This window comes from Exiguobacterium sp. s191 (genome assembly GCF_018618955.1).
GTDB classification, from domain to species: domain Bacteria; phylum Bacillota; class Bacilli; order Exiguobacteriales; family Exiguobacteriaceae; genus Exiguobacterium_A; species Exiguobacterium_A abrahamii.
The window spans coordinates 1,426,617-1,450,633 of record NZ_JACSNC010000001.1; the positions used below are offsets into that span (position 1 = coordinate 1,426,617).

Below are 24,017 nucleotides of genomic sequence, written 5' to 3' on the forward strand. Positions count from 1 at the left end.
AAGCAGCCATCCTCATTACTCAGGATGGCTGCTTTTTTGAACCTTTCATTCGCCGTATTCATCGTTTGGTGAACAAGGAATGAATGCTGCAAGTGCTTCACCGATTACTGCGACATCCTCTCGTTCAATCGCAAATGTACGAATTAAGACCTCTCCATTCAACACATCCTGTTGATCGAGTAACGCTGACTGACCACCGGTTAAACTGACGACGAGTACTTTCCCGAAGAATTGTCCCGTACAGACGACAGCAAAATCATAGCGGGCGAGTGCAGTCGTCCAGCCGACAAAACGAACCTTATCCATTTCCGATACGTAATACAGCTCCTCTAAGGTAGTCACGGATTCCATGTGCGTCCACCCTCTCCGATTTTTACTTTTTCTTTTCCTTTTTTGTATCAAGACCAAACAAAAAAACACCTCATACACGGTCGGCTCCCCGTGTATGAGGTGTTTCGATATTATTTAATGATGTGGATTGGGCTACCGATTGCAACTTCAGCAGTTTCCATTGCGATTTCACCGAGTGATGGATGTGCATGGATTGTGAGTGCGATATCTTCAGCTGTCATACCAGACTCGATTGCGAGTCCCATTTCAGCGATCATATCAGATGCGCCTGTACCAGCGATTTGCGCGCCGATCAAGAGACCATCTGATTTACGAGTGATCATTTTCAAGAAGCCGTCTGGCTCGTTGAGTGCAAGTGCACGACCATTCGCAGCGTAAGGGAATTTAGACGCGATGTAATCGAGTCCTTCTTCTTTCGCTTGTGCTTCCGTGTAACCGACTGTAGCGAGTTCTGGATCTGTGAAGACGACCGCTGGAATCGCGCTGTAGTCGAGGTATGCAGGGTGTCCTGCAGCTGCTTCAGCAGCAATTTTAGCTTCGAACGAAGCTTTGTGTGCAAGTGGTGGTCCTGGAACGATATCACCGATTGCGTAGATGTTTTCGTTTGAAGTACGGCACTGATCGTCGATTTCGACAAGACCACGGTCGCTGACTTTGACTTCTGCCATTTCAAGACCAAGATCACCAGTGTTCGGACGACGACCGACAGTGACGAGGACGTAGTCCGCTTCAACTGTTTGTGCTTCACCGTTGACTTCAAATGTTACTTTAACGCCATCTTCCGACTCTTCTACACTTTGAGCAAGTGCTTCGTTGTGGATTGTGATGTTACCTTTTTGTTTGAGCTTTTTCTTAACGACTTGCGTCATAGCAGGCTCGAAACCAGAAAGGATGTCTTTTGTTCCTTCAAGAATGACGACTTCTGTATCGAAGTTCGCATACGCTGTACCAAGCTCCATCCCGATGTATCCGCCACCGATGACGATTAGTTTTTTCGGGATTTCAGGAAGGTTCAATGCGCCTGTTGAAGAAAGGACGCGTTTTGACCATTTGAAAGCTGGAAGTTCGATTGGAGTCGAACCTGTCGCGATGATACATTTCTTGAATTTGTAAGGAGTCGAAGAATCTTCGTTGATGATACGGACTGTATCTTCTGATTGGAAGTAAGCTTCCCCAACGACAGTCTCGACTTTGTTCCCTTTAAGAAGACCACTAACGCCGCCAGTCAATTTGTTGACGACAGATTGTTTCCAAGATTGAACTTTCGAGAAATCGACAGTTGCATTCTCAGAAGTGATCCCCATATCGCTTGCACCTTTAGCATGCTGGAAGTTATGTCCTGCAGTGATCAAGGCTTTTGATGGGATACATCCAACGTTTAAGCAAACACCGCCGACGTTTTCACGTTCAACGATTGTTACTTTCATACCGAGTTGCGCGCCGCGGATTGCAGCAACGTAACCACCAGGGCCAGCCCCGATTACGAGTAAATCTGTTTCTTGTGCGAATTCACCTACTACCATTGCTTATCCCTCCATGATGAGAAGTTGTGGGTCGTTCAATAGGCGTTTAACTAAGTTAAGCGCGTTTTGTGCAGTTGCACCATCGATGAGACGGTGGTCGAAGCTGAATGAAAGTGCAAGAACTGGTGCAGCAACGATTTCGCCGTTTTTGACGACTGCTTTTTCAGCGATACGGCCGATACCGAGGATTGCAACTTCTGGGTGGTTGATGACTGGTGTGAACCACTGACCGCCAGCAGAACCGATGTTAGTGATCGTGATTGATCCACCTTTCATCTCTTCGCCAGAAAGTTTACCTTCGCGTGCTTTACCAGCAAGATCGTTGATGTCGTCAGCGAGTGAGAAGATCGATTTACGATCTGCATCTTTAACGACTGGTACGACAAGACCGTTGTCTGTATCTGCAGCGATACCGATGTTGAAGTAGTTTTTGTAGACGATTTCTTCGTTTACATCGTCGATTGATGCGTTGATTGCTGGGTATTTTTTAGCAGCAGCAGTCAATGCTTTTACGACGAACGGAAGGTAAGTCAATTTCGTACCTTGAGCAGCCGCAACTTCTTTGAAGTTTTTACGGAGTGCTACGAGGTTCGTAACATCGACTTCGTCCATGAGTGTTACGTGTGGAGCTGTATGTTTCGAGTTAACCATTGCTTTCGAAATCGCTTTACGGATTCCTTTGATTTTCTCGCGTGTTTCAAGTTCAGGTTGAGCAGCAACGTATGGCTTAACTTCTGTTTTTGGTGCAGAAGCAGCTGCAGCTGGTGCTTTTTCTTCTGTTGCTGGTGCTTCAGAAGTTTGACCACCGTTTGCGAATGCATCGATGTCTTCTTTGACGACACGACCGTTGTCTCCAGAACCTTGGACTTCACGGATGTCGACACCTTTTTCACGTGCATATTTACGGACAGATGGCATCGCGATAACGCGTTCTGATTTATGGATTTGAACCTCGTTTGGTTTGTCTTCCACTTTTTGATCCGTATCTTGAACGTCTTTCGCGTTGTCTTCAGCTTTTGGTTGCTCTGCTTCTTCAGAAGGAGCAGAACCTTCGCCTTCGACTTCGAAAGTGATGAGGACGTCGCCAACAACAGCTACGACACCTTCGTCAACTTTAACTTCTTTAACAGTACCATCAACTGGTGATGGGATTTCAACGACTGCTTTATCGTTTTGTACTTCAAGAAGAACGTCGTCTTCCTTGACAGTGTCGCCCGCTTTTACGAACCACTTTACGATTTCACCTTCATGAATACCCTCACCGATATCCGGCAATTTGAATTCAAATAAACCCATTTGAATATGCCTCCTTTTAGTTCACTCTTCTAGTCGATTGTTATCTGTAAAAACGGAAGCAAGGAGAGAATGGACCCCTCTCCTTATTTTCCGAAATGCTCTTAGAAATTGTAGACAGTTTTGACTTTCTCAACGATATCTTTGTGATCTGGGATCCAGACGTCTTCACCTTGTGCGAATGGGAAGATTGTATCTGGAGCAGCAACACGAAGAATTGGCGCTTCGAGGTCAAGGATTGCACGTTCTTGGATTTCAGTTGCAACCATTGCAGCGATACCCGCTTGTTTTTGTGCTTCTTGAACGACGACGACACGGTTTGTTTTCTTGACAGAAGCAAGAATCGTATCGATATCGATTGGGCTGATTGTCATCAAGTCGATGATTTCGACGCTGATGTTTTCTTTTTCGAGCTCTTCAGCTGCTTTAAGTGAAGCGTGTACCATCGCACCGTAAGTGACGATTGTTACATCTGTACCTTCACGTTTTACATCAGCTTTTCCAAGTTCGATCGTGTAATCGCCCTCTGGCACTTCACCGCGGAATGAACGGTAGAGTTTCATGTGCTCGAGGAATACGACTGGGTCGTTGTCGCGGATTGACGCGATCAAAAGACCTTTTGCATCGTAAGGTGTTGAAGGAATGACAACTTTAAGTCCTGGTGACTGAGCCATGAGTCCTTCGAGGTTATCTGCGTGAAGTTCCGGTGTTTTAACACCGCCACCGAATGGTGAACGGATTGTAACAGGTGCACTGTATGTGCCGCCTGAACGGTAACGGAGACGCGCAAGTTGTGCTGCGACTGAATCGAATACTTCGAATACGAATCCGAAGAATTGGATTTCCATGATTGGACGGAATCCTGTCAGACTGAATCCGACAGCAAGACCACCAATACCTGATTCCGCAAGTGGTGTATCGAAGACGCGGTCTTCGCCGAGCTCATCTTGAAGACCTTCTGTCGCACGGAATACCCCACCGTTTTTACCGACGTCTTCACCGAACAAGAGAACTTGTTCGTCGCGTTTCATCTCGACGCGCATTGCGTCAGTGATCGCTTGGATCATCGTCATTTGTGCCATGGGTTATTTCGACTCCTTTGCTGTATACTCATCAAGCTGCTCTTGCAGGTTTTGTGGAAGCTTTTCAGCCATCACGTTGATGAAATCTGTAACTTTTTGTTTTGGTTCTTTGTCAGCTTGTGCAAGTGCTTCCTTAACGTCAGCTTTTGCTTGCTCGATGACTTCATTCTCTTTATCTTCGTTCCAAAGACCTTTTGCTTCCATGAAAGCACGGAAACGGACGAGTGGATCTTGTGCTTGATACTCATCATCCATGTCTTTTGTACGGTAACGTGTTGGATCATCACCAGCGAGTGTGTGTGGTCCATAACGGTAAGTCAATGTTTCGATCAATGTCGGAACACCGTTGAGTGCTTCAACACGCGCTTGTTTCGTAGCTGCGTATACAGCAAGAACGTCCATACCGTCGACTTGGATACCATTGATCCCAGCAGCGACAGCTTTTTGAGCGATTGTTTTCGCCATAGATTGTTTTTCAACAGGTGTCGAGATTGCGAAACGGTTGTTTTGAACGACGAAGATTGCAGGTGCTTTGAAAGCTCCAGCGAAGTTCATACCTTCATAGAAGTCACCTTGTGAAGAACCACCATCACCTGTGTAAGTGATTGCGACTTGTTCTTTACCGCTTTTCTTAAGACCGAGAGCAACACCAGCCGCTTGAACGATCTGCGCACCGATGATGATTTGTGGCATTAAGACGTTAACACCCTCAGGGATCTTACCACCTGTGATGTGACCGCGTGAGAACAAGAATGCTTTGTAAAGTGGGAAGCCATGGAAGACCATTTGTGGAATATCACGGTATCCAGGAAGAATCCAGTCATCTTTATCCAAAGCGAATTGTGTACCGATCATTGACGCTTCTTGTCCAGCTACTGGAGCGTAGAAACCAAGACGTCCTTGACGGTTAAGTGAGATTGCACGTTGGTCCCAGATACGTGTGTATACGAGACGGCGCATTAATTCCGTAAGCTCTTCATCCGAGAGGTCTGGCATAGCGTCTTTATTGACGACTTCACCTTTCTCGTCAAGAATGCGGAACGTTTCAAAGTTTTCTTCCACGTTTTTAAACATGTTTACGTTCATCTTTTCACCTCATCCTTTCACTGCGTTCAGCGAAATATTCCTCTGACTGATTTGCCCACATGACAATAGTGTCCAAAAAACGAAGTCCCGTGTGACTATCCTTTGAACATGTGTCTGTGTACCTATTCAGTTGAGTAAACTGTATTATCATGAATCGACACGTTATAGTGTCTTGTTCATTACGTTACAAGTATAAATCTGTAACACCTTAAAATCAAAGGAAATGTTTTATTTTTTTCGCGTTTCACATTGTGAATTCAATCACAAAACTAGAATATTCCATCTTCTGTATCATTCGATATTTTCCTACTGTGTTAGTTGTCATCATTCCCCACTTTCCTATGCTATACTTTTTGTAGACGAAAGGAGTGTTGTTCATGATCACCATGAATGAAATCGTACGCGAAGACGTTCCTGCTCTTCACGAACGGTCAGTAGAAGTGACCTTCCCTCTCAGCGATGAGGATAAGGAAACGATGCGACTCATGCGCGAGTTCCTCGCCAACAGTCAAGATGATGAAATTGCGAAGAAATACGATTTACGAAGCGGCATTGGACTTGCAGCACCACAAATCGGTGTCAACAAGCGCATGTTCGCGATCCGCTTACCGGATGGTGATGATTTATTGGAATTTGGTATCTATAATCCAAAAATCATCAGTCATTCCGTCGAGCAGACCTATTTAACAGGCGGCGAAGGATGTCTGTCCGTCGATCGTGAAGTCGAAGGACATGTACCGCGCTATATGCGTATTACCCTAACTGGCATCGATCATAACGGAAATCCTATAAAATTACGTTTAAAAGGGATGAAAGCAATCGTCTGCCAGCATGAATACGATCATCTAGATGGCGTCATGTTCTATGATCGGATTGATAAAAAAGAACCGTTCAAGGAATACGGTCCTGCCACGTAATAAAAAAATCCTCGTTTCCGTTTTCGGAGACGAGGATTTTTTTGAATCAGACTTCCATGATGATCGGCATGACCATTGGATGACGTTGTGTTTTTTCTGTTAAATACGGTGTGAGCGTATCATTGATGACTTGTTTGATGTCCGTCCATTTCGTATTACGGTTCGCAAGCGATTGATCAAGCGAACGCTTGAGAAGACGTTCAGCATCTTTAATCAAGTTACCCGACTCCCGCATGTAGACGAAACCACGCGAGATGATGTCCGGTCCAGAGACGAGACGATTCGTCTTCGAGTCAAGCGTCACGACGACGACGACGAGTCCCTCTTCTGAGAGAATACGGCGATCGCGTAAAACGATGTTTCCGATGTCTCCGATTCCTTTTCCGTCGACATAAACGGCATTCGCTTGAATCTTCCCAGTGATAGCGGCTGCATTCGCATCTAATGCGAGTACTTCACCGTTATCCATGACGAAACAGTTCTCTTCCGGTACACCAGCATCCATCGCAAGCGACATATGCTTCTTCAGCATCCGGTATTCCCCGTGAATCGGCATGAAGTATTTTGGATTCAATAGACGTAACATGAGCAACTGCTCTTGTTGACTACCATGACCTGATGTATGGATATCATTCAGTTTACCGTACATGACATCTGCACCAGCTTTATATAGCTGATTGATCGTCTTTCCGACAGAAACGACGTTTCCTGGGATTGGTGACGAAGAGAAGATGACGAGATCATCCGGAATGATCGAGATTTGACGATGTGTTCCGTTTGCGATGCGGCTAAGTGCAGCCATCGGTTCTCCTTGTGAACCAGTACAAAGGATCGTCAACTCATTTGATTTATAACGTTTCATCTCGTTCGGCTCAATGATCGTACCCTTCGGCGCTTTGATGAAATCAAGTTCTTGACCAATCATCATGACCTTGTCCATGCTACGTCCGAAGACGACGATTTTCCGTCCTGCTTCTACAGAAGCATTGACGACTTGTTGCAGACGATAGATATTCGACGCAAACGTCGCGAAGATGATCCGTCCTTCCGCTTTACGGAAGATGTCTGAGATCGTTTCCCCAACGACACGTTCACTCATCGTAAACCCTTCCACTTCTGCGTTCGTTGAGTCCGATAGAAGACACAATACGCCTTCTTTACCGAGTTCAGCCATTTTCGCTAAATCAGCCGGCTCTCCGACTGGCGTGAAATCGAACTTGAAGTCTCCTGTATGCACGATGTTCCCTTGTGGTGTTTTGACGACGACACCGAACGAATTCGGAATCGAGTGTGTCGTACGGAAGAACGAGATGCTTGTCTTCCGGAACTTGATGACCGAATCTTCATCGATCTCATGCAGTTCCGCGTTGCGAAGCAAACCATGCTCTTCTAACTTCACCTTGATGAGACCCATCGCAATCTTCCCAGCGTAAATCGGTAAGTTCACTTGTTTAAGCAAGAAAGGCAGACCACCAATGTGATCTTCATGACCGTGTGTGATGAAGACGCCTTTGACCTTATCCTTGTTCTTGATCAAGTACGTGTAATCTGGAATGACATAGTCGATTCCAAGTAATTCATCTTCTGGGAACATGACACCCGCGTCAATGACGATGATCTCATCTTGGAATTGAACGACATACGTGTTCTTCCCGATTTCCCCGAGTCCACCGAGTGCGAAAACGGCGGCCTGATGGTTTTTGACGAACTTCATTCGAACGTCGCAACCTTGAAATCAGGATGTTGTTGTTCGTATGTCAAAAATTCTCCGCTGACTTCGCGGATGAACTCGATGTTGATATCTTTGAGGTGGTCAATCGTTGATCGCACGTCACGAATGCTTTCCCCTTCTACATACATTGTTTCTGTCCGTTCACGAACAGGTGCTTCCGAACGAAGCGGTTGGTAAAATACTTTAAAAATCATGCCTAGCAACTCCTTATCAGTACATTGTTTTTTGTCCTTAGTACAGTATACACGATACATGGACTATTTTTCATCCTTATTCGGCATGTTCCCTTCCGGCAACACGCTTTTGGTTATGCTATACTTTCACATGAACAGGTCATTTCGACCAATTAAAAAGAGAAGGTGAAACCATGGCAAATCAGAAAGTAGTCTTTTTCGATATCGACGGAACCTTATTGCATGATGGTCATTTTGTTCCGGAATCAACAAAACAGGCAATTCGTAAGCTTCAAGAAAATGGTGTCTATGTAGCCCTTGCAACTGGACGCGGACCTGCGATGTTGTCTGGAATCCGTGAACTACTCAACATCGATACGATTATCGGCTATAACGGGCAAATCGTCGTTCATCAAAATGAAATCATCTACAAACGTCCACAACCTAAAGCCGATTTGACACACCTGACGCAACAAGCAAAAGAAAACGGACATACACTCGTTTATCTCGGTGAAACAAAAGGCTTCACGACGAAATCAAATGATTTTCATGTCGTTGATTCGCTCGGCGATCTCGACATGCCGCTACCAATTCACGATGAAGAAGCGTTCTTATCGCATGATGTTTTCCAAACGCTCGTCTACTGTACGGCCGAAGAAGAAGCGGATTATGTTAAACGGTATGATGCCTTCGATTTCATTCGTTGGCACCCACACGCAATGGATGTCATCAATGTCGGTTCCTCGAAAGCAGAAGGGATCAAACAATTCCTGAAATTGACGAATATTCGCCGCGAAGATACCTTTGCATTCGGTGATGCCTTAAACGATTTAGAGATGCTCCGCTACGTTGGAACCGGTATTGCGATGGGCAACGGACTTCCGGAAACGAAAGCTGCTGCTGATTATGTCACGAAACCAATTCTTGAGGACGGTATCGCACACGGATTAAAAGAATTCCAACTCATTTAATTAGGTATAAGTAAATGTAAAGCTGAGGCGCGCCTCAGCTTTTTTTAGTTCTTCACTTTATGAATCGCACGCTCTAGACGGTCGAGGTCCTCATTTTCACCAATGACGACGAGATAGTCCCCTTTTTCAATCATTTCATCCGCTTGTAAAGAAATCAGAACGTTTTCCCCACGTTTAATGGCGACGACGTTCGCTCCGTATTTGCTCCGTAGATCCAGGTCAATCAATGTTTGTTTTGCCATCCGGTCACTGACTTTAATTTCAACGATCGAAAATTCTTGAGATAAATCGAGATAGTCAAGAATATTGGAACTCATTAAACCATTCGCAATCCGCACTCCCATATCCCGTTCGGGGTGAACGATGAAATCTGCTCCGATTTTTCGTAATACTTTTTCGTGGTAATCGTTCGTCGCTTTGACAGTAATTGATTGTACCCCGAGCTCTTTTAAGATCAATGTCGTCAAGATGGACGCTTGAATATTTTCCCCGATGGCAACGATGACATGATCGAAGTTTCGGATTCCTAGACTCTTTAAGACGTTCTCATCCGTCGTATCCGCGATGACGGAATGCGTCGCAATTCCCATGAATTCATTTACGCGCTCCTCGTCGGAGTCAATCGCTAAGACATCATAGCCATTTTTCGATAATTCACGGACAATCGAGCCACCAAAGCGCCCTAGTCCAATTACTGCAAACTCTCCATTCATTTTCACAACTCTCCTTCACAATCGCTCTTCCTTAGTAGTGTACCCGATTCAATTTAAAAATACTATAAACGCCCCTGCGATTCGCAGAGGCGTTTATTCATCCATTATTTTGAGGATTTCCCACGTACATAATCGTTATCGAACAGGAAGAGTCGTAAAATCAAGTACAACGCCGGAATCAAGAGTAAGAGTCCGAAGATGAAGACAACGACGAGTGCGGAAGCCATTGTTTCGTTAACGACCGCTTTGTTGATATCGATATATGGATACAAGATGTATGGTAAGTGCGTATAACCGTAACCAAACCATGCCACTCCATACTGTAGCATGACCGCGACGAAAGCAATTCCGTAATTCTTTTTCATGTAGACGAGTGTCACCGCAACGAGGAAGAAGATGAAACTAGCAGCGAACCACCACCAGTTCCCGTTTAAGATGTTCTCATAGTGCCATGCCGCTTGATTTTTCAATCCAAAGAAGACGAGTGCACAGACAAGAATCGTCGGACCACTCCAGAAGAGTGCCCATTTACGAATTAGCGGAGTAGCCCCTTCATCCTTCGCTTTATCTGCGTAGAACAAGAGGAACATCGCACTGATATAGAGGACGGATACGATAGCGAGTGCTACGACCGACCAAGAGTAAAAGTTCGTAAATAATTTTGTTCCTAAAAACTCGACTGTTTCATTCGTTTTACGAATGAAACCACCTTGACTGATCGTCAATGTCGTTGACATCGCCGCCGGAATCAATAGACCAGTTGCTCCATATAAGAACGTATAGAACATGCTGTCGTTTGATCCATAATTGGCAAATGCATAGAAGCTACCACGAATCGCAATCAATACGAGAACGATCGAGGCTGGCACGAGCAGTGCCGTACCGAAATAGTAAGCGGTATCCGGGAAGAACCCGACTAGTCCGACGAAGAAGAATACGAAGAAGACATTCGTTACCTCCCACACTGGTGAGAGATAACGAAGAATCAATCGATTCGTTAAATGATCCCGCTTCGTATATTTTGAATAAAAGGCGTAAAATCCAGCACCGAAGTCAATTGAGGCAACGATGAGATATCCGTACAGGAAAGTCCAGAGGACCGTAATTCCTAGTGTTTGAACGTCCAAATCGTTCCCTCCTTACTTGTTATCATCCACGAACATAGCTTCCCCACGTGCGTGGTGGTTTTCAGCAAGTTCTTGAAGTTCTTTTCCAACCGGGTTTTTCTTGAACATCCGTAATAATACGACTGTACAAATCGTACCGAGCATCAAGTACAAGGCACTGAATAGAATCAACATCGGACCGACGGCAGTTGATGTCGTCGCCGCATCTGCTGTCCGCATGATGCCGTAAAGTGTCCAAGGTTGGCGACCAATTTCAGCATACATCCAACCTGCTTCAATGGAAATCATCGCCAGAGGTCCACCGATGAAGACACCTCTTAAAATCCATTTGTTATAAGGATTTAATTTTTTCAAACGGAATGCCAAGATGAACAAGGCAGAGATGGCAGCCAAATACATACCAATCGAAACCATGATATCGAAGAAATAGTGAACGATCAGCGGTGCTTGATCTTCTTTTGCGAACTCATTTAGACCAATGACTTCTGTATCTGGGGCTCCACCCGCAAGAATCGAGAGTGCATATGGGATTTTGACGGCTCCCTTGATTTCATAACTGCCGTCTTCTTGCTGATCAAGTATCCCACCAAAAATCAATTCTGCTTCACTTGTCGTTTCAAAATGCCATTCAGCAGCCGCGAGTTTCTCTGGCTGATATTTCGCCAAGTATTTCCCTGAGAAGTCCCCGACAAGTGCAGTCGAGAAGGCAAAAATCAATCCAGCCATAACCGTTAAGCGAAGTGCTTTTTTGTGATACGCTGTTTCCGCTGCTGAGAGTGTTTTTTTGCGGAGTAAGTGGAACGCCGCGATTGCCGCCAAGATGAAGGCGACTGTCAAATAAGCCGATACGATGACGTGTGTTGCTTTTGTAGGTGTTGCTGTATTGAACATTGCTTTTAATGGTTCAATTTGCGTTAGCGTTCCGTTGACGATCTTAAATCCTTCTGGTGAGTTCATGAAGGAGTTGACCGTCGTAATGAAGAATGCTGATGCTGTCGCACCGATGACGACTGGAATCCCGATCAACCAGTGTAACCATGGGTTTTTGAATCGATCCCATGTATACAGGTAAATACCGAGGAAAATCGCTTCAAAGAAGAATGCGAATGTTTCCATGAACAGTGGTAATGCGATCGTTTGACCAGCCACTTGCATGAGTGACGGCCAAAGTAGTGATAATTGCAATCCGATGGCCGTCCCTGTCACGACACCGACTGCGACGGTAACGACGTATCCACGCGTCCACCGTCTTGCTAATAAAATATAATCCGGATCTTTGCGTTTCAGACCGATGAATTCAGCAGCGAGTACCATGAGTGGTACCCCGACGCCAATCGTCGCGAATATAATATGAAACGCTAATGTGAGCCCTGTCAACAATCGACTGAGCAATACGGGATCATTGAACATGTATATAGCCCCCTCTTCCTAAAACATACTTCTCTATATGGTCTATAACCGTATCATAGAGAACATAATCCTTTATGTCTGTTTATAATGTTTGATGTAACAAATTGTTCACATGTGCACGTGATTTTTTTCACAAAATGTTCGAAAACTCCTATTCTTACATATATAAAAAGCTCTCCCATTCTTGATTTCGAAAGGGAAAGCTTAATGTCCTTCATTATTTCATAAAACTTTTTAAACATATTCTCGGAAATAATGATCGAGTAAATCAATCACAAATGGAATCGCGGATTCATCCGGATTCAAGGTTGGTTGGTGAAGTCCAGATGTCGGATTGTCGACTCCGAGCCAAAACATCATCCCTGGAATTTCCTTCAACATGAATCCGAAGTCTTCTCCTGTCATTGCTGCATCACATTCAATGTAGTTCGCATTCATCTTGACGAATGATGAAAATTTATCAACGATGTGTCGGTCATTGACGACCTCGTAATAACGATTTCCGAATTGTAGATCAATCTTGACGCCAAAGGAAGCTTCGATTCCTCGAATGATGTCACGAACGCGTCGTTCCAGTTTTTCCATGTCTTCTCCATTGAGTGCGCGCATCGTACCGTCAAGAACAGCTCTACCGGCGATGACGTTTTCCCGAATCCCGGCATCGACCTTTCCGATCGTAATGACGCTACAGTTCATCGGATTGATGGATCGACTGACGATTGTTTGCAATTGCATGATTAAGGCTGCTTGCGCAACGACCGTATCAATCGTCAAATGAGGAAAGGCCGCATGACCACTTTGACCATAGATCGTGATATGGACTTCTCGAGCACTCGCGAACAAGACGCCGGGACGGCTCGCAATCGTACCGACTGGATATTCCGGTGCGACGTGAAGACCATACATCTCACTTGGACGATATTTTTCAAACAACGGACTTTTAATCATCGGTTCTGCCCCGCCCGGACCTTCTTCCGCTGGTTGGAATAAAAAGACGACATCATCCATGACCGGCAATTCAATGATTCGTTTCATCAATCCCAACGCAATCGACGTGTGCATATCGTGACCACAGGCATGCATGAAGCCTGGATGTTCCGAACAAAATGGAAGACCTGTCGCTTCTTCGATCGGTAACCCATCAATGTCTGCACGGTACCCAATTGTCCGATTTCCAGTCAATCCTTTCACTCGAACGAAAACTCCCGTTTCAAACGTGTCATACGTGACACGATCTGGTGGATAGGCACGAATTTGTTCCAATATAAAAGCTTGCGTCTTAAATTCCTTGAACCCTGGTTCTGGTATTTTATGAAGCGCGCGCCGCATTTCAATGGCGTATTCCATCTGACTGACTTCCTCCTTCTTCTTTTACGATATCCCAAAATGCTTGAACTTGTTTTAGTTCAAGCATCGATTCCGTAGACAAAATCCATGTATCTCGCTTTAATATTTTTCCAGACGATGTTTTTAAAGGAAGCTGCATGACTTCATTTGATTGCTGAATCGTCGACTCGGGTAAAATCGCAAATCCAATTCCATGTAGAGCCATCTGCTTACATGTCTCGATTTGATCGACGACCAACGTCCGAGATGGTGGACTTGCGAACCGATCTTGCCACCATTCTAAAATTTCCTGATAGTACGTTGAGTCACTCTTGAACTGGATGAATGGTCGATCCGTCACGCGTAACTGTTCGATTGACGTCAACTCACTATCGACTAAATAGAGCGGATCCGAGAAAAGACGTTCTTTGACACCTTTCCAGTCCGGGTTTCCACGAATGATCCCAATATGAAAATGTTCCTCTAACATGTGACGCATCATCTCACTGGACCATCCCGTGACAAGCTGAACACGGACATGCGGATAACGCTCAACGAATCGTTTTAAGACACGCGGGAGCCAATATTGCCCCATGATGGAAGCGACGGCAATCCGAAGCGTTCCATAAACGGCACCCTCTTCTGCTGTCAATTCACTTTTTAACTCAAGTTCCTTCCGATTCATCTCTTTTGCGAGACCGATTACTTTTTCTCCTTGTGGTGTGATGCTTAACCCACGCGATGAACGAATGAATAATTTTGTTCCCCAGCGTCTTTCAATCGCAACGAGACGTTGACTAAGCGCAGGTTGCGAGACGAATAATCGTTCAGCAGCGCGCCTCATATTCAATTCTTCCGATAAGGTGATCAACATTTCCATTTCCGACACTTGCAATGTGAGATTCGACTCCTCATGATATAAGATGGCATTAGTTTAACACGTTAGAAAGGACGATACATATGACACGCTATCATTTTATGTTCATCATCTCAACGATTGCAACGCTTGGCAGTCTCTATTTCAGTGAAATTCGCGGATTCATCCCCTGCCCTCTCTGTTGGTGGCAACGACTATTCATGTATACGACTGCCTTTTATTTGCTCATCTCGCTATTCCGGTCGAAAACGATTGATCCGCTCTTCGTCCGCCTGTATGTGCTTGCCGGCTTTGGTGTCGCCTTGTACCACGTCATCCTTGAGCGCTTACCCGATGGCGAAGCGTTATGTACGAGTGGCTGTCTCATCAAATGGGTCAACTATTTTGGTTTCTTGACGATTCCGATGATGAGTCTCATTGCCTTTACATTACTCTTGGTTCTAGCATTCTATCCAGCACGTTCGAACAATGAAGCGTAAGACACAAAAAAGAGAAGTCGATTCGACTTCTCTTTTTTGTCGTTTGACATCACGTCCATCGATTGAAAACGCTCACGGCACTTGAGAACGCAAGCTCTGAGAGTTGTCCCGTACCTTCACACCAGTCCCCGACGAAAGCGACACCTGCATGATCCGGAATGTGAGTCGCAAGCGGCGTTTGCCCCATTTTCCATTTGATTTCTTGTACGACTGCTCGTTTGATCGTTCGTTCTGCGACGATACGTTGTCGCCAATCTGTAAAATGAACGTCAAGCATCTGTTCGATTCCTGTTCGGACATGTCCAATATAATCATGATCCTCAAGTCGATCGTGTTCAAGATAGGCGATTGCTTGAAGGACTTGACCATCCTTCGGTGCAAGACTTGCATCATAATGTGATAAATCCGTGATGAACGCTCGATGCGAACGGTCGTAGATGTATGAATACGGTGTTTGGATATACGGATGAAGTCCAAGATCATACACGAATACTTCTACCGGTTCATGACTTGCATACGGTGTAACAAATCGTTGAATGGCAGTGGGAGTCGCCATTTTTAAGATTTCACGCGGTGGTACAGCAAAGATGATCCGTTCGACGTTCCATTCTTGTTTCTTTCGATCACGTACTAAGAATCCTGTCGTAGTCGATTCGACTGCTGTTATTTTTGTTTTTTTCAGGATCTCTCCGCGGTTCTCTAGAATGATCCGTTCCAACTCCTGTACTAACCCTTGCCATCCTCCTTCGATGTATGAGACAGGCTTTCGCGTCCGAAAAAGTTTTTGATAATACTCGAAATAGACGTCTGACGGAATTTTTTCGGGTTCTGCCGTAAAAAAGTTCGTTGATGCCAAATCAAGCATCAACTGTGCCACTTGTTCATCGACTCGTTCTGTTTTTAACCATTGCCCGATCGATTGTTGCGGATCCCCTCGTTCGACTCGTAAAATCGTTTTAATGATTTCCCATGTGAAACGTACTTTGTTCGTTCCTTCGATGACTTCTGTTTTCAATAATCCCCAGGCATTCGCAGGAACTGCCGTCAAATGACCTGAAAACTCATATTTCGCACGACTCGCTGAGAAATCCAGCCACGTCACTTCGATACCGAGCTGTTTCGTTAGTTTGCGAAGAATCGATTGATCGCGTCCATAAATCGCATGAGCACCGTAATTAAACGTAAATCCTTTTACGGTTTGAGAGGTGGCACGTCCTCCAAGTAATCCCGCATCCCAAAGCATGACCGGCGTTCCTTGTTTTGCGAATAATGCAGCTGCCGTCAAGCCGGATAACCCTCCACCTATAATCCCAATCGTCATACTCTCGCCTCCTCAATCATCGTTTCTCTTCTTTTCCCATAACAATTGAAGAAGAATCGAAGAACATGAAAAAAGACGTGATTTCACGATTGAAATCACGTCTCCTTATTTTGGATTAGGCTTTCCACCATTCATCGAGTGGTGAGACCGGCATATGATGCTTATGCCCAACACGTTTATACTGCGTCTCTAACTTTTCTTGACTTGCTTCTGAAATCGTCTTTCCTTCCAAGTAGTCATCGATTTCTTCATATGTCATACCAAGTGCCACTTCGTCTGGTAATGCCGGACGATTTTCTTCAAGATCTGCTGTCGGAACTTTTTCAATCAAGACTTCTGGTGCGTTCAAGTAACGTAAGAGTTGTTTCCCTTGCCGTTTATTCAGTCCTGTCAATGGCGTCAAATCACATGCACCATCACCATGTTTCGTGTAGAATCCCGTCACGAATTCAGCTGCATGATCCGTTCCAACGACTAAACAGCCATAATGAGCGGCTAAATCATACTGGCTTTTCATTCGCTCCCGCGCTTTCGTATTTCCTTTACTAAAGTCGGAAAGTTCTGCACCTGTCGCTTCTTTGAACGCCTGCATCGATGCTTCGACTGCTGGTTTAATGTTCACACGAAGCGAATGATCCGGTTGAATGAACGTCAAGGCTGTCTGTGCGTCTGCTTCATCTTGTTGTTCCCCGTAAGGCAAGCGGACCGCATAAAATGCGACATCTTTTCCCTCTTCTTTTCGTAACTCTTCAACTGCCAGTTGGCACAGACGACCGGCGAGCGAAGAATCTTGTCCCCCTGAGATGCCCAGTACGAATCCTTTTGCACTTGTATGCTTGAGATACGCCTTCAAGAAGGATACCCGCTCGTTTACTTCTTGTGCTGGGTCAATGACAGGCTTTACTCCTGTTACTTGGATGATTTCTTGTTGCATGAATCGCTTCACTCCTTCACATTATGTTGATCGTCATTTCGAATCAATCATTTGTTGGTCCGTCGTTTGTTTCGCACTTGCTCCTTTAAACTGACGGATTGTCGATACGCGAACTTCCGTGCTATCACCTAAAGAGGAGATCGGTAATTCAACTGTATACTGTTTCGTTTCACGTTTCGTGAACGTATCCTTTTCAATCGCTTGCGTGAATACTTGCTCTTTCTCAAAATCATACGTTACGTGTTGTTTCGCATCAATTAATTGAGCCTGAAAACGTTGTGAGGAAGGATACGTCACGTTCACACTGTGATCATTTGGATTCGTTAAAGAAATGTTTAATTGCATCATGTCGTCCTGCTTTGTCGTTTTGACTGCAATCTGAATCGGTTCGTTCGTGGTTGTTGTTGCCTGTTGTTTCTTTTCTTGGCAACCTGCTAAACAAACAGTAAGCAGTAGCAGAATGAAAACGAGACGTTTCATCTCATCCCTCCTTTTATCTCTAATAATTTTATCACAAAAAAAAGCGAGAGAGGATTCTCCTCTCTCGCATGTTTATCCACTTATGCCACAGGTAAAGTCGATGGATTCATCTTGAATGAAAACAATTGCTCTAATCCTGTCGCAAACAGTTCGTCACAAATATCCTCTGCCGCGTTTGCTGGCGCGACTAATGTAATCGTACGACTGTCGATTGTTTCGATCGTTACATATACCCCTGTTTTTGTCCGTTCCTTGTATCCTACTGCTAAATCTGTTTCAGCGAAAAGTAACATATCCCCGATTCTCCCCTTTTCTCATTCATAATGCCCAGCCAAGAGATGACCTACATGATTCGAATTCGTTATTGTAGATTAACTGTACCAAAGGGCAGGAAAAAGAAGAAAATTGTCATTCGACATTTCATTTCAAAACAATATTTCAATTTCATCAGGGATATTTTGGAATGCTTGATTTAGTTGTTAGATGCAAGCGTTTTAATAAGCATTTCCAACACATTTCATTTCGATTTCAAAAAGATGACAACATAATTTTGATTATTTTACCAGCGTTTTTAGACAACAGGGAAAATATACCTAGACAATTGGTGACTCATTTTGTCGAATGATTCTCTTAAGCAATTATTTTTTAAGTTCTTATGAACTTTCATCTATCATTCGATTCATTTGCTGCCAAACCGTTCCTAGGGCTTCTTCCCCACTTTCGATCCGAGTTAATGCGAGTTCGGCTTGTAGAGCCACTTCATATTCTCGGTCTCGAATGGCTTCACGCAGTCTTGGAATTGATTGTTCCGTTCCGACATCAAACAGGAAGCGAGCAGCTCGCCAGCGTACTAATTTATTTTTATCCGCTAGCGCTTCCATCATCATTGGTTCAGCTTCCGGCATCGCCCAATCTGAAATCGTATCGCCTGCTGTCCGGCGAACGATCCCTGACGGATCATGCAGTGCACTCGTCAAATACTCTAACAGTTCTTCACGGTGATCTTCGAACATCCCAAGCTTTACGATCGCTTGACGTCGAATTTGCATCTTCTCATCCTGTAACAGGCGAGCATAAGCTGGAACCCATTCCATCTCAACAGGTAGTTCATCGAGCGCCGCGAATCGTTCTTTCCAATCGGATGATTGAATCGCTTGACCGCTAAACGTAATATCTTCTCCTGCTGCGAGCGACTTGAGACGTTCGAGACGTTCGACTGGATAGGCAATCTCAATCTCATTCGCTACTTCACGCAAGCTTTCGTCAAGGTCACCGTATCGAGGTGCTTGTTCTACCCAGCGTCGATCGCTAATGACATTTTGAACGAATGGTTGGACGAATAGCGCTGCTTCTCGGAAACGTTCCGACAGCCCTTCTCGTTTTTCTTCTAATCCTTTCACACCTTTGATTTGCATCGGTACGCCTAAAATGAATTGCACGAATAGATGGACAGGCTCATACTCAGCATCTGTCTCGTGTTGTTCAACGTCATTTAACGTTTCACCGAACGCACGTCGTATATCGATGACAAGCGAGCGCCAATCATATTTTGGATAACGCTCGATCGATAAAAAGTCACTGACCTGATAAACGAACTTAACGCCAGGTATTTCAAGTAATCGCTGAATGTGTTCCGGTGCGCCAAAGGCATGCTCGAATGTCTGCCCCTTTTCCGAAAAGACCTCATCAACGATGACTTTCATGTTATTTGGACTTGGTGTTGGTTCAATTGCTACGATTTTCATGTGTATCCCCTCCACTTCTATCATTTCAGATATCTCATCTGAAATGCAAAGCAAATGCCCTACAGACATGACCGTAGGGCAAAAACTTACTTGAATGCTTCTTCGATGATTGCAACGAAAGCATCCGGTGTCTCAAGCATCCCCATGTGTCCACTGTCTGTTGACCGATGTATGAGATGATCATTCTTTGGTGCAAATGCGCTTTCCTCTGAAATCAGTTGATCTTTCGTGCCGTGAATGATGACACCCTTCACGCTTGCTTTCGTCAAGACCTTCGTCATATCTCGCCGATCTCGCATCGCAGAGAGCGCACGGATAGCTCCTTCGACCGTCATCATGTACCCGATCTCAAGTGCTTCAGCGACAGCGAACTCATCTGCCCCTTCAGCGAATAAGGATGGAACAAGACCATTGACGAATTCTCTAACACCGACTTCTTCAACGCGCGTGATGTTTTGATTTCGTTTTTGTTTCGCTTGTTCATCATCTGCTTTAGCTGTCGAGTACACCAGACCGTATCCACTGATTTGATCCGCATACCCTTCTACGATTGCAGCTGTGATGTATCCACCAAATGAATGCCCGATGATGATCGGCTTTTCGATACCACGTCGATCAAGTTCATGCATGACCCATTCGGCAAAGCCTTCAATCGTATCCGGACCAACATCAAGTCCCTCATGCCCCGGTAAACTTAGTGGTAATACATCAAAGGAATGTCGTAAATTTGCCTCTACCCGATTAAAATAATCTGTTCCTCCTGTAAATCCGTGCAGGAGTACGAGTGTTTGTTTTTCCATTGACTACCTCATCCCTTCCATTCAGATGCGAGCATACGATACATCGTCAAATCCATGAAACGACCATGACTGTATGCATAATCTTCTAGTAATCCTTCTGCTTTGAATCCTAATTTTTGAACCAATGCGTTAGAAGCGAGGTTTTCAGGTGCGACGAGGGCGCTGATTCGATGGAGAGCAAATTCTTCAAAGCCATATGTCAGAACAGCTCTTGCCGCTTCCGAAGCGACACCACGTTGCCAATAATCTTGACTAACTTCAAAACCAATTTCAGCCCGATGGTATTGAGACAGCCAGTTATGAAAACCGATCGTACCGATCAATTGATTCGTTTGTGCATCAGCAATTGCCCAGCGAATCGCTTTACCTTGCGTGAACTGTTCTTTAAAGTAACTGATGACATTTTTAGCTTCATAGACCGTCACGAGCGGATCTGATCCGTAATAATACATGACTTTATCGTCCGATAGGATTTTAAACAATTCGCGTGCGTCACGGTTTTCGAGCTCACGTAATATGAAGCGCTCGGTCCGCAATTCCGGGAAAGGCTTTCGCAAGCCCCACATGCTCCATCACCTCTCTTTATGCTTCTCTATGTAGTATGCCCGTTTTCAGAAGTAAATATCCTTTCAGGCAATTCGAAGTTTTGCTACTATTAAATTATGAAGTAGTTAGTCATGGAAAGGAAGCGAAGTGGTATGTCGAGTGCGTTACTTTACTTATATGAGGACGAGGAAAATCAACGATTGACGATGTCAGGAGTACATTTCTCTGATTTCGCCGCAGCCGTCGATTTGAAACGTCCTTTACTCATTTCAGGAAGTGATTTCAAACAGACGAAACAATCATTTCGAACGATGCTTCATTACATCGAAGCGCATGAGATCGAACAGTTTTCACAATCAACGGATGTCCAGCGTCATCCTTTGACTGCTATTGATATTCGCTCCTCCCATTCGCTCGATGTATTGACGGATGTCGAAATCGCGGAGTTATTATTTTTAATGCATATGAAACGAGGAACACCGCTTCCTTTCCTTGACTCGATCGAGAATGAACTGGTCTATTTTAGCGAACACGATGGTCTTCATGCTTCTGTTTACTTGAAGGATTGGTCACGGGTAGAACAACTCATCTCTGACCTCGTGCAACGGAAATTTCGTCAGCATGCACGATCCGTCGCCTCGATCGCCTTAACAGCTGAAATCATGATTCATATCCGCCATCTCCTCAAAGAAGGGGTATTGATTGATTTCGAAAGTGCAAAACGGTCTGTTTTCTCAAGAAACATCACGATTCCCGTTTATGTAGCAGGACGATATGAAGACATGAGCGTACTACATGAAGATTTTGAAGCGGAGAAAGAATCGATCCTTCGACGAGGAACGCTTGTTTGTCGCAAGAAGAAATGGAGTTTTGAGTTAGATTGACCTTTAGCATCTTTTTCTTTTAGAAAAGGATGCTTTTGTTCTATTTGAATTTCACATGACGATTCCCTCTTAAGAGGTATTCCTATCCATATGACAATATTGTTAAAAAATTTTTCGAATTTTCACACAAAATAAGACTAGCATCTTGTGAAGACTTCGCTATAATGAGGATAACCTTTTCAAGATAGAAGTTAGACCCGTTTTTTTATAGGGATAGTACTGGAATCAACAGAAGGAGGAATTCAATATGGATCAGTTAAAAGTGAACGGAATCGGCTCATTCACGAAATTTGCGACAAATGGGAACATCCTGAAATTAAAGGATGCGACACTCGGTGAAGTGAAATTGTCGCTGAATGAGGCGAGTTCAATGACCATCGCCCCTGTCGATGAAGAAAATGGACTTTTCATCATTAAAGGGCAACAGCAGGAATCGCTTGTTGAACTGACGTTACCACGTCAATCCTGTGAGGTCGTTCACGCTTGGCTCCTCCATAAATTGAAACGCCACAAAAAAACGCGCTCGATTGCAACGAGCTGATGTGTAACGTAAAACGTCTTGAGTAGAGACCCTTATCTCTCCTCAAGACGTTATTTGTTTTCAAAAATTCGGCGGTGAATTTTCAGAAAATATTGTTTTATTAATTTCTTCATGTTATCCTTAGAAAAATTCAAACAGGAGGTTTTAAACATGACACACGCAACGCTCATCCAAGAACGACTGATTGTGATTAAGAGTAGGGACTGAAGATTCATTTCTCGTTTGAGAAAATGAAGATCCAGGCCCTTTTCGTCATTTCGACAAGGCGTCTGAGCAAACGACGCCTATCCACAAATTTAGTGGATGAGGCTTTTTTTATGAAATTAGGATGAATGGAGGACAACACATGTTTAAGACAAAAGATACATTTGCTCTAGGATTTATGATTTTTGCTTTATTTTTCGGTGCGGGTAACCTGATCTTCCCACCGGAACTCGGTGCGCTTGCGGGTTCACAGTTCCTTCCTGCCATCCTTGGTTTTATCGTAACGGGTGTCGGTCTTCCTTTGCTCGGCTTACTTGCAGTTGCCTCTATCGGAGGTGGCATCAAAACACTTGCTGCACCACTCCCTCGTTTTGTAGGTGCTGCCTTGACGTTCGCACTCTATGTTGCGATCGGTCCCTTTTTCGGGATTCCGCGAACATCGGTTGTCACGTATGAGCTCGGAGTCGTACCATTCCTTGGTGCTCCCTCACAAATGACGTTGATCATCTCATCGAGTCTCTTTTTCCTTGCCACACTTTATCTTGTACTACGACCAGGAAGATTACTTGAGATCATCGGGCGTTTCATCACACCATTATTACTGATTGCTCTTGCAGCATTAAGCATCAGTAGCATCATTTCGCCACTTTCGAGTGTCTCTTCACCAAACGAAGCGTATGAGACGACTGGACAGGCATTCATTCAAGGTTTCCTTCAAGGATACTTAACACTTGATGCACTCGGTGCCTTGGTATTTGGTGTCGTCGTACTGCATACATTGAAAAGCCGAGGCGTTCATGAACGAAAAGCACAATTTAAAGTCGTCACTCGTGCCGGAATCATCGCTGCCACTGCTTTGACTCTCGTCTATGTCGGACTTGGAATGATCGGACGTAACACATTTGCCGCCATCGGAAAAGTTGATGGTCCAGCACTTCTTCAGCATTATGCAAATACTGCCTTCGGCTCAATCGGTTTAGCTGTACTTGGTCTTGCGATCTTGCTTGCATGTTTGACGACATCAGTTGGTCTCGTCACCGCATTTGCAGAATATATGATGACGATTTCCAACCGTGTATCTTTAAAAGCGGCAAGTATCTTCACGACTGCTCTTGGTCTTACGGTATCCATCGTCGGATTGCAGACATTGTTATCCATCGCTGTTCCGGTATTGATGTTCCTTTATCCAATCGTCATCGTCTTGATCGCATTGACATTCATGCGTCACCTGTTCCGTCGTAAGTCGGTTGTTTATCAATCAACTCTTGGTGTAACGATTTTCTTTTCATTCTGTAGTGCGTTGAATCAACTTTCGCTTTTCCCGGGAAATCTTAAAACGTTCTATCAATCTTTACCTTTAGTGGATCAAAGTTTAGAATGGTTATTCCCAGCACTCATCGCCTTCGGTATCAGTTCATGGTTTGGACACGTTTCCAGTGCTTCTATTACACAAAAACGCGCTAGCTAGTGATTCCGCTTTCATCGCTATGGTATGATGAACA

Annotated in this window: 25 protein-coding genes; 6 read left to right on the plus strand and 19 right to left on the minus strand. The window is 44.6% G+C overall.

All coding sequences use genetic code 11. The annotated features are described in order from the left end of the window. Positions 1-45 precede the first annotated feature (45 nt). From KNQ09_RS07705 to pdhA, 5 genes are all read right to left on the minus strand, one after another. Complete coding sequence (locus tag KNQ09_RS07705; protein WP_214858064.1) at positions 46-351, minus strand: SAV0927 family protein; 306 nt, start codon at positions 349-351, stop codon at positions 46-48. A gap of 110 nt (positions 352-461) precedes the next feature. After that, positions 462-1,874, minus strand: coding sequence for a dihydrolipoyl dehydrogenase (gene lpdA, locus KNQ09_RS07710; protein WP_064299598.1), 1,413 nt, complete (start codon positions 1,872-1,874; stop codon positions 462-464). 3 nt (positions 1,875-1,877) lie between these two features. Beyond that, a complete protein-coding gene (locus KNQ09_RS07715; RefSeq protein WP_023468850.1) occupies positions 1,878-3,170 on the minus strand; it encodes a dihydrolipoamide acetyltransferase family protein in 1,293 nt (430 codons plus the stop codon). A 101-nt stretch (positions 3,171-3,271) separates the two neighbouring features. Further along, positions 3,272-4,249, minus strand: coding sequence for an alpha-ketoacid dehydrogenase subunit beta (locus KNQ09_RS07720; RefSeq protein WP_023468851.1), 978 nt, complete (start codon positions 4,247-4,249; stop codon positions 3,272-3,274). A gap of 3 nt (positions 4,250-4,252) precedes the next feature. Further along, a complete protein-coding gene (pdhA, locus tag KNQ09_RS07725) occupies positions 4,253-5,335 on the minus strand; it encodes a pyruvate dehydrogenase (acetyl-transferring) E1 component subunit alpha (RefSeq protein WP_023468852.1) in 1,083 nt (360 codons plus the stop codon). A 377-nt stretch (positions 5,336-5,712) separates the two neighbouring features. Between pdhA and def the strand changes: the two genes are divergently transcribed. Next, positions 5,713-6,252 (plus strand): peptide deformylase, encoded by a 540-nt coding sequence (gene def / locus KNQ09_RS07730; RefSeq protein ID WP_029342180.1) that lies wholly within the window; start codon positions 5,713-5,715, stop codon positions 6,250-6,252. A gap of 46 nt (positions 6,253-6,298) precedes the next feature. Here the strand turns inward: def and rnjA are convergent, their stop codons facing one another. Together rnjA and KNQ09_RS07740 are read right to left on the minus strand one after the other, a co-directional pair. Further along, complete coding sequence (rnjA, locus tag KNQ09_RS07735) at positions 6,299-7,966, minus strand: ribonuclease J1 (protein WP_035396693.1); 1,668 nt, start codon at positions 7,964-7,966, stop codon at positions 6,299-6,301. Then, positions 7,963-8,178: a DNA-dependent RNA polymerase subunit epsilon gene (locus tag KNQ09_RS07740; RefSeq protein WP_023468855.1), complete on the minus strand. Its 216-nt coding sequence runs from the start codon at positions 8,176-8,178 to the stop codon at positions 7,963-7,965. The genes rnjA and KNQ09_RS07740 overlap by 4 nt, the downstream gene beginning before the upstream one ends. A gap of 173 nt (positions 8,179-8,351) precedes the next feature. Between KNQ09_RS07740 and KNQ09_RS07745 the strand changes: the two genes are divergently transcribed. Continuing rightward, positions 8,352-9,128 (plus strand): Cof-type HAD-IIB family hydrolase, encoded by a 777-nt coding sequence (locus KNQ09_RS07745; RefSeq protein WP_214858065.1) that lies wholly within the window; start codon positions 8,352-8,354, stop codon positions 9,126-9,128. Between the two features lie 44 nt (positions 9,129-9,172). On the opposite strand, the gene KNQ09_RS07750 is transcribed toward KNQ09_RS07745, so the two are convergent. The 5 genes from KNQ09_RS07750 to KNQ09_RS07770 all read right to left on the minus strand — a co-directional run bounded on the left by KNQ09_RS07750 (position 9,173) and on the right by KNQ09_RS07770 (position 14,599). Then, complete coding sequence (locus tag KNQ09_RS07750; protein ID WP_023468857.1) at positions 9,173-9,841, minus strand: potassium channel family protein; 669 nt, start codon at positions 9,839-9,841, stop codon at positions 9,173-9,175. Positions 9,842-9,945: 104 nt separating this feature from the next. After that, on the minus strand, positions 9,946-10,968 hold the full coding sequence (locus KNQ09_RS07755; protein WP_023468858.1) for a cytochrome d ubiquinol oxidase subunit II: 1,023 nt from the start codon (positions 10,966-10,968) through the stop codon (positions 9,946-9,948). A gap of 12 nt (positions 10,969-10,980) precedes the next feature. Next, a complete protein-coding gene (locus KNQ09_RS07760; protein ID WP_023468859.1) occupies positions 10,981-12,378 on the minus strand; it encodes a cytochrome ubiquinol oxidase subunit I in 1,398 nt (465 codons plus the stop codon). Between the two features lie 234 nt (positions 12,379-12,612). Beyond that, positions 12,613-13,725 (minus strand): N-acetyldiaminopimelate deacetylase, encoded by a 1,113-nt coding sequence (locus KNQ09_RS07765; protein WP_023468860.1) that lies wholly within the window; start codon positions 13,723-13,725, stop codon positions 12,613-12,615. Next, entirely contained in the window at positions 13,709-14,599 is an 891-nt protein-coding gene (locus KNQ09_RS07770) for a transcriptional regulator CcpC (protein ID WP_029342184.1), read from the minus strand. Before KNQ09_RS07770 ends, KNQ09_RS07765 begins: the two co-directional genes overlap by 17 nt. A gap of 65 nt (positions 14,600-14,664) precedes the next feature. Here KNQ09_RS07770 and KNQ09_RS07775 point away from each other — a divergent pair, with 65 nt between their 5' ends. Beyond that, a complete protein-coding gene (locus KNQ09_RS07775) occupies positions 14,665-15,060 on the plus strand; it encodes a disulfide bond formation protein B (RefSeq protein ID WP_029342185.1) in 396 nt (131 codons plus the stop codon). 49 nt (positions 15,061-15,109) lie between these two features. On the opposite strand, the gene KNQ09_RS07780 is transcribed toward KNQ09_RS07775, so the two are convergent. The 7 genes from KNQ09_RS07780 to KNQ09_RS07810 all read right to left on the minus strand — a co-directional run bounded on the left by KNQ09_RS07780 (position 15,110) and on the right by KNQ09_RS07810 (position 20,906). After that, on the minus strand, positions 15,110-16,381 hold the full coding sequence (locus KNQ09_RS07780; protein WP_214858067.1) for an FAD-dependent oxidoreductase: 1,272 nt from the start codon (positions 16,379-16,381) through the stop codon (positions 15,110-15,112). Between the two features lie 115 nt (positions 16,382-16,496). Next, the gene (nadE, locus tag KNQ09_RS07785; RefSeq protein WP_149427639.1) at positions 16,497-17,315 is read right to left on the minus strand and encodes an ammonia-dependent NAD(+) synthetase; all 819 of its coding nucleotides are present in this window, start codon (positions 17,313-17,315) and stop codon (positions 16,497-16,499) included. A 33-nt stretch (positions 17,316-17,348) separates the two neighbouring features. Further along, positions 17,349-17,795 carry a BsuPI-related putative proteinase inhibitor gene (locus tag KNQ09_RS07790; protein WP_149427640.1) on the minus strand — a complete coding sequence of 149 codons (447 nt, stop codon included), beginning with the start codon at positions 17,793-17,795 and terminating at the stop codon, positions 17,349-17,351. A gap of 80 nt (positions 17,796-17,875) precedes the next feature. After that, positions 17,876-18,088, minus strand: a complete 213-nt coding sequence (locus KNQ09_RS07795) for a hypothetical protein (protein ID WP_023468866.1) — start codon at positions 18,086-18,088, stop codon at positions 17,876-17,878. Positions 18,089-18,448: 360 nt separating this feature from the next. Then, positions 18,449-19,540 (minus strand): conserved virulence factor C family protein, encoded by a 1,092-nt coding sequence (locus tag KNQ09_RS07800; RefSeq protein WP_214723676.1) that lies wholly within the window; start codon positions 19,538-19,540, stop codon positions 18,449-18,451. A gap of 86 nt (positions 19,541-19,626) precedes the next feature. After that, positions 19,627-20,340, minus strand: coding sequence for an alpha/beta fold hydrolase (locus KNQ09_RS07805; RefSeq protein ID WP_214858068.1), 714 nt, complete (start codon positions 20,338-20,340; stop codon positions 19,627-19,629). Between the two features lie 8 nt (positions 20,341-20,348). Then, on the minus strand, positions 20,349-20,906 hold the full coding sequence (locus tag KNQ09_RS07810) for a GNAT family N-acetyltransferase (protein WP_023468869.1): 558 nt from the start codon (positions 20,904-20,906) through the stop codon (positions 20,349-20,351). 111 nt (positions 20,907-21,017) lie between these two features. On the opposite strand from KNQ09_RS07810, the gene KNQ09_RS07815 reads away from it, so the two are divergent. The 3 genes from KNQ09_RS07815 to brnQ all read left to right on the plus strand — a co-directional run bounded on the left by KNQ09_RS07815 (position 21,018) and on the right by brnQ (position 23,983). Next, entirely contained in the window at positions 21,018-21,770 is a 753-nt protein-coding gene (locus KNQ09_RS07815; protein ID WP_231681739.1) for a hypothetical protein, read from the plus strand. A 247-nt stretch (positions 21,771-22,017) separates the two neighbouring features. Continuing rightward, positions 22,018-22,311 carry a hypothetical protein gene (locus KNQ09_RS07820; RefSeq protein WP_050677561.1) on the plus strand — a complete coding sequence of 98 codons (294 nt, stop codon included), beginning with the start codon at positions 22,018-22,020 and terminating at the stop codon, positions 22,309-22,311. Between the two features lie 346 nt (positions 22,312-22,657). Then, positions 22,658-23,983, plus strand: a complete 1,326-nt coding sequence (gene brnQ, locus KNQ09_RS07825; RefSeq protein WP_214858069.1) for a branched-chain amino acid transport system II carrier protein — start codon at positions 22,658-22,660, stop codon at positions 23,981-23,983. The last annotated feature ends 34 nt before the right edge of the window (positions 23,984-24,017 follow it).

Bases quoted from the DNA above. Each gene is read 5' to 3' on its own strand.
- KNQ09_RS07705 (WP_214858064.1), bottom strand. From the start codon at position 351: ATGGAATCCGTGACTACCTTAGAGGAGCTGTATTACGTATCGGAAATG.
- KNQ09_RS07745 (WP_214858065.1), top strand. From the start codon at position 8,352: ATGGCAAATCAGAAAGTAGTCTTTTTCGATATCGACGGAACCTTATTG.
- KNQ09_RS07765 (WP_023468860.1), bottom strand. From the start codon at position 13,725: ATGGAATACGCCATTGAAATGCGGCGCGCGCTTCATAAAATACCAGAA.
- KNQ09_RS07795 (WP_023468866.1), bottom strand. From the start codon at position 18,088: ATGTTACTTTTCGCTGAAACAGATTTAGCAGTAGGATACAAGGAACGG.
- nadE (WP_149427639.1), bottom strand. From the start codon at position 17,315: ATGCAACAAGAAATCATCCAAGTAACAGGAGTAAAGCCTGTCATTGAC.
- KNQ09_RS07800 (WP_214723676.1), bottom strand. From the start codon at position 19,540: ATGAAAATCGTAGCAATTGAACCAACACCAAGTCCAAATAACATGAAA.
- KNQ09_RS07740 (WP_023468855.1), bottom strand. From the start codon at position 8,178: ATGATTTTTAAAGTATTTTACCAACCGCTTCGTTCGGAAGCACCTGTT.
- KNQ09_RS07810 (WP_023468869.1), bottom strand. From the start codon at position 20,906: ATGTGGGGCTTGCGAAAGCCTTTCCCGGAATTGCGGACCGAGCGCTTC.
- lpdA (WP_064299598.1), bottom strand. From the start codon at position 1,874: ATGGTAGTAGGTGAATTCGCACAAGAAACAGATTTACTCGTAATCGGG.
- KNQ09_RS07805 (WP_214858068.1), bottom strand. From the start codon at position 20,340: ATGGAAAAACAAACACTCGTACTCCTGCACGGATTTACAGGAGGAACA.
- brnQ (WP_214858069.1), top strand. From the start codon at position 22,658: ATGTTTAAGACAAAAGATACATTTGCTCTAGGATTTATGATTTTTGCT.
- def (WP_029342180.1), top strand. From the start codon at position 5,713: ATGATCACCATGAATGAAATCGTACGCGAAGACGTTCCTGCTCTTCAC.
- KNQ09_RS07820 (WP_050677561.1), top strand. From the start codon at position 22,018: ATGGATCAGTTAAAAGTGAACGGAATCGGCTCATTCACGAAATTTGCG.
- KNQ09_RS07775 (WP_029342185.1), top strand. From the start codon at position 14,665: ATGACACGCTATCATTTTATGTTCATCATCTCAACGATTGCAACGCTT.
- KNQ09_RS07780 (WP_214858067.1), bottom strand. From the start codon at position 16,381: ATGACGATTGGGATTATAGGTGGAGGGTTATCCGGCTTGACGGCAGCT.
- rnjA (WP_035396693.1), bottom strand. From the start codon at position 7,966: ATGAAGTTCGTCAAAAACCATCAGGCCGCCGTTTTCGCACTCGGTGGA.
- KNQ09_RS07815 (WP_231681739.1), top strand. From the start codon at position 21,018: ATGGAAAGGAAGCGAAGTGGTATGTCGAGTGCGTTACTTTACTTATAT.
- KNQ09_RS07790 (WP_149427640.1), bottom strand. From the start codon at position 17,795: ATGAAACGTCTCGTTTTCATTCTGCTACTGCTTACTGTTTGTTTAGCA.
- KNQ09_RS07720 (WP_023468851.1), bottom strand. From the start codon at position 4,249: ATGGCACAAATGACGATGATCCAAGCGATCACTGACGCAATGCGCGTC.
- pdhA (WP_023468852.1), bottom strand. From the start codon at position 5,335: ATGAACGTAAACATGTTTAAAAACGTGGAAGAAAACTTTGAAACGTTC.
- KNQ09_RS07750 (WP_023468857.1), bottom strand. From the start codon at position 9,841: ATGAATGGAGAGTTTGCAGTAATTGGACTAGGGCGCTTTGGTGGCTCG.
- KNQ09_RS07760 (WP_023468859.1), bottom strand. From the start codon at position 12,378: ATGTTCAATGATCCCGTATTGCTCAGTCGATTGTTGACAGGGCTCACA.
- KNQ09_RS07715 (WP_023468850.1), bottom strand. From the start codon at position 3,170: ATGGGTTTATTTGAATTCAAATTGCCGGATATCGGTGAGGGTATTCAT.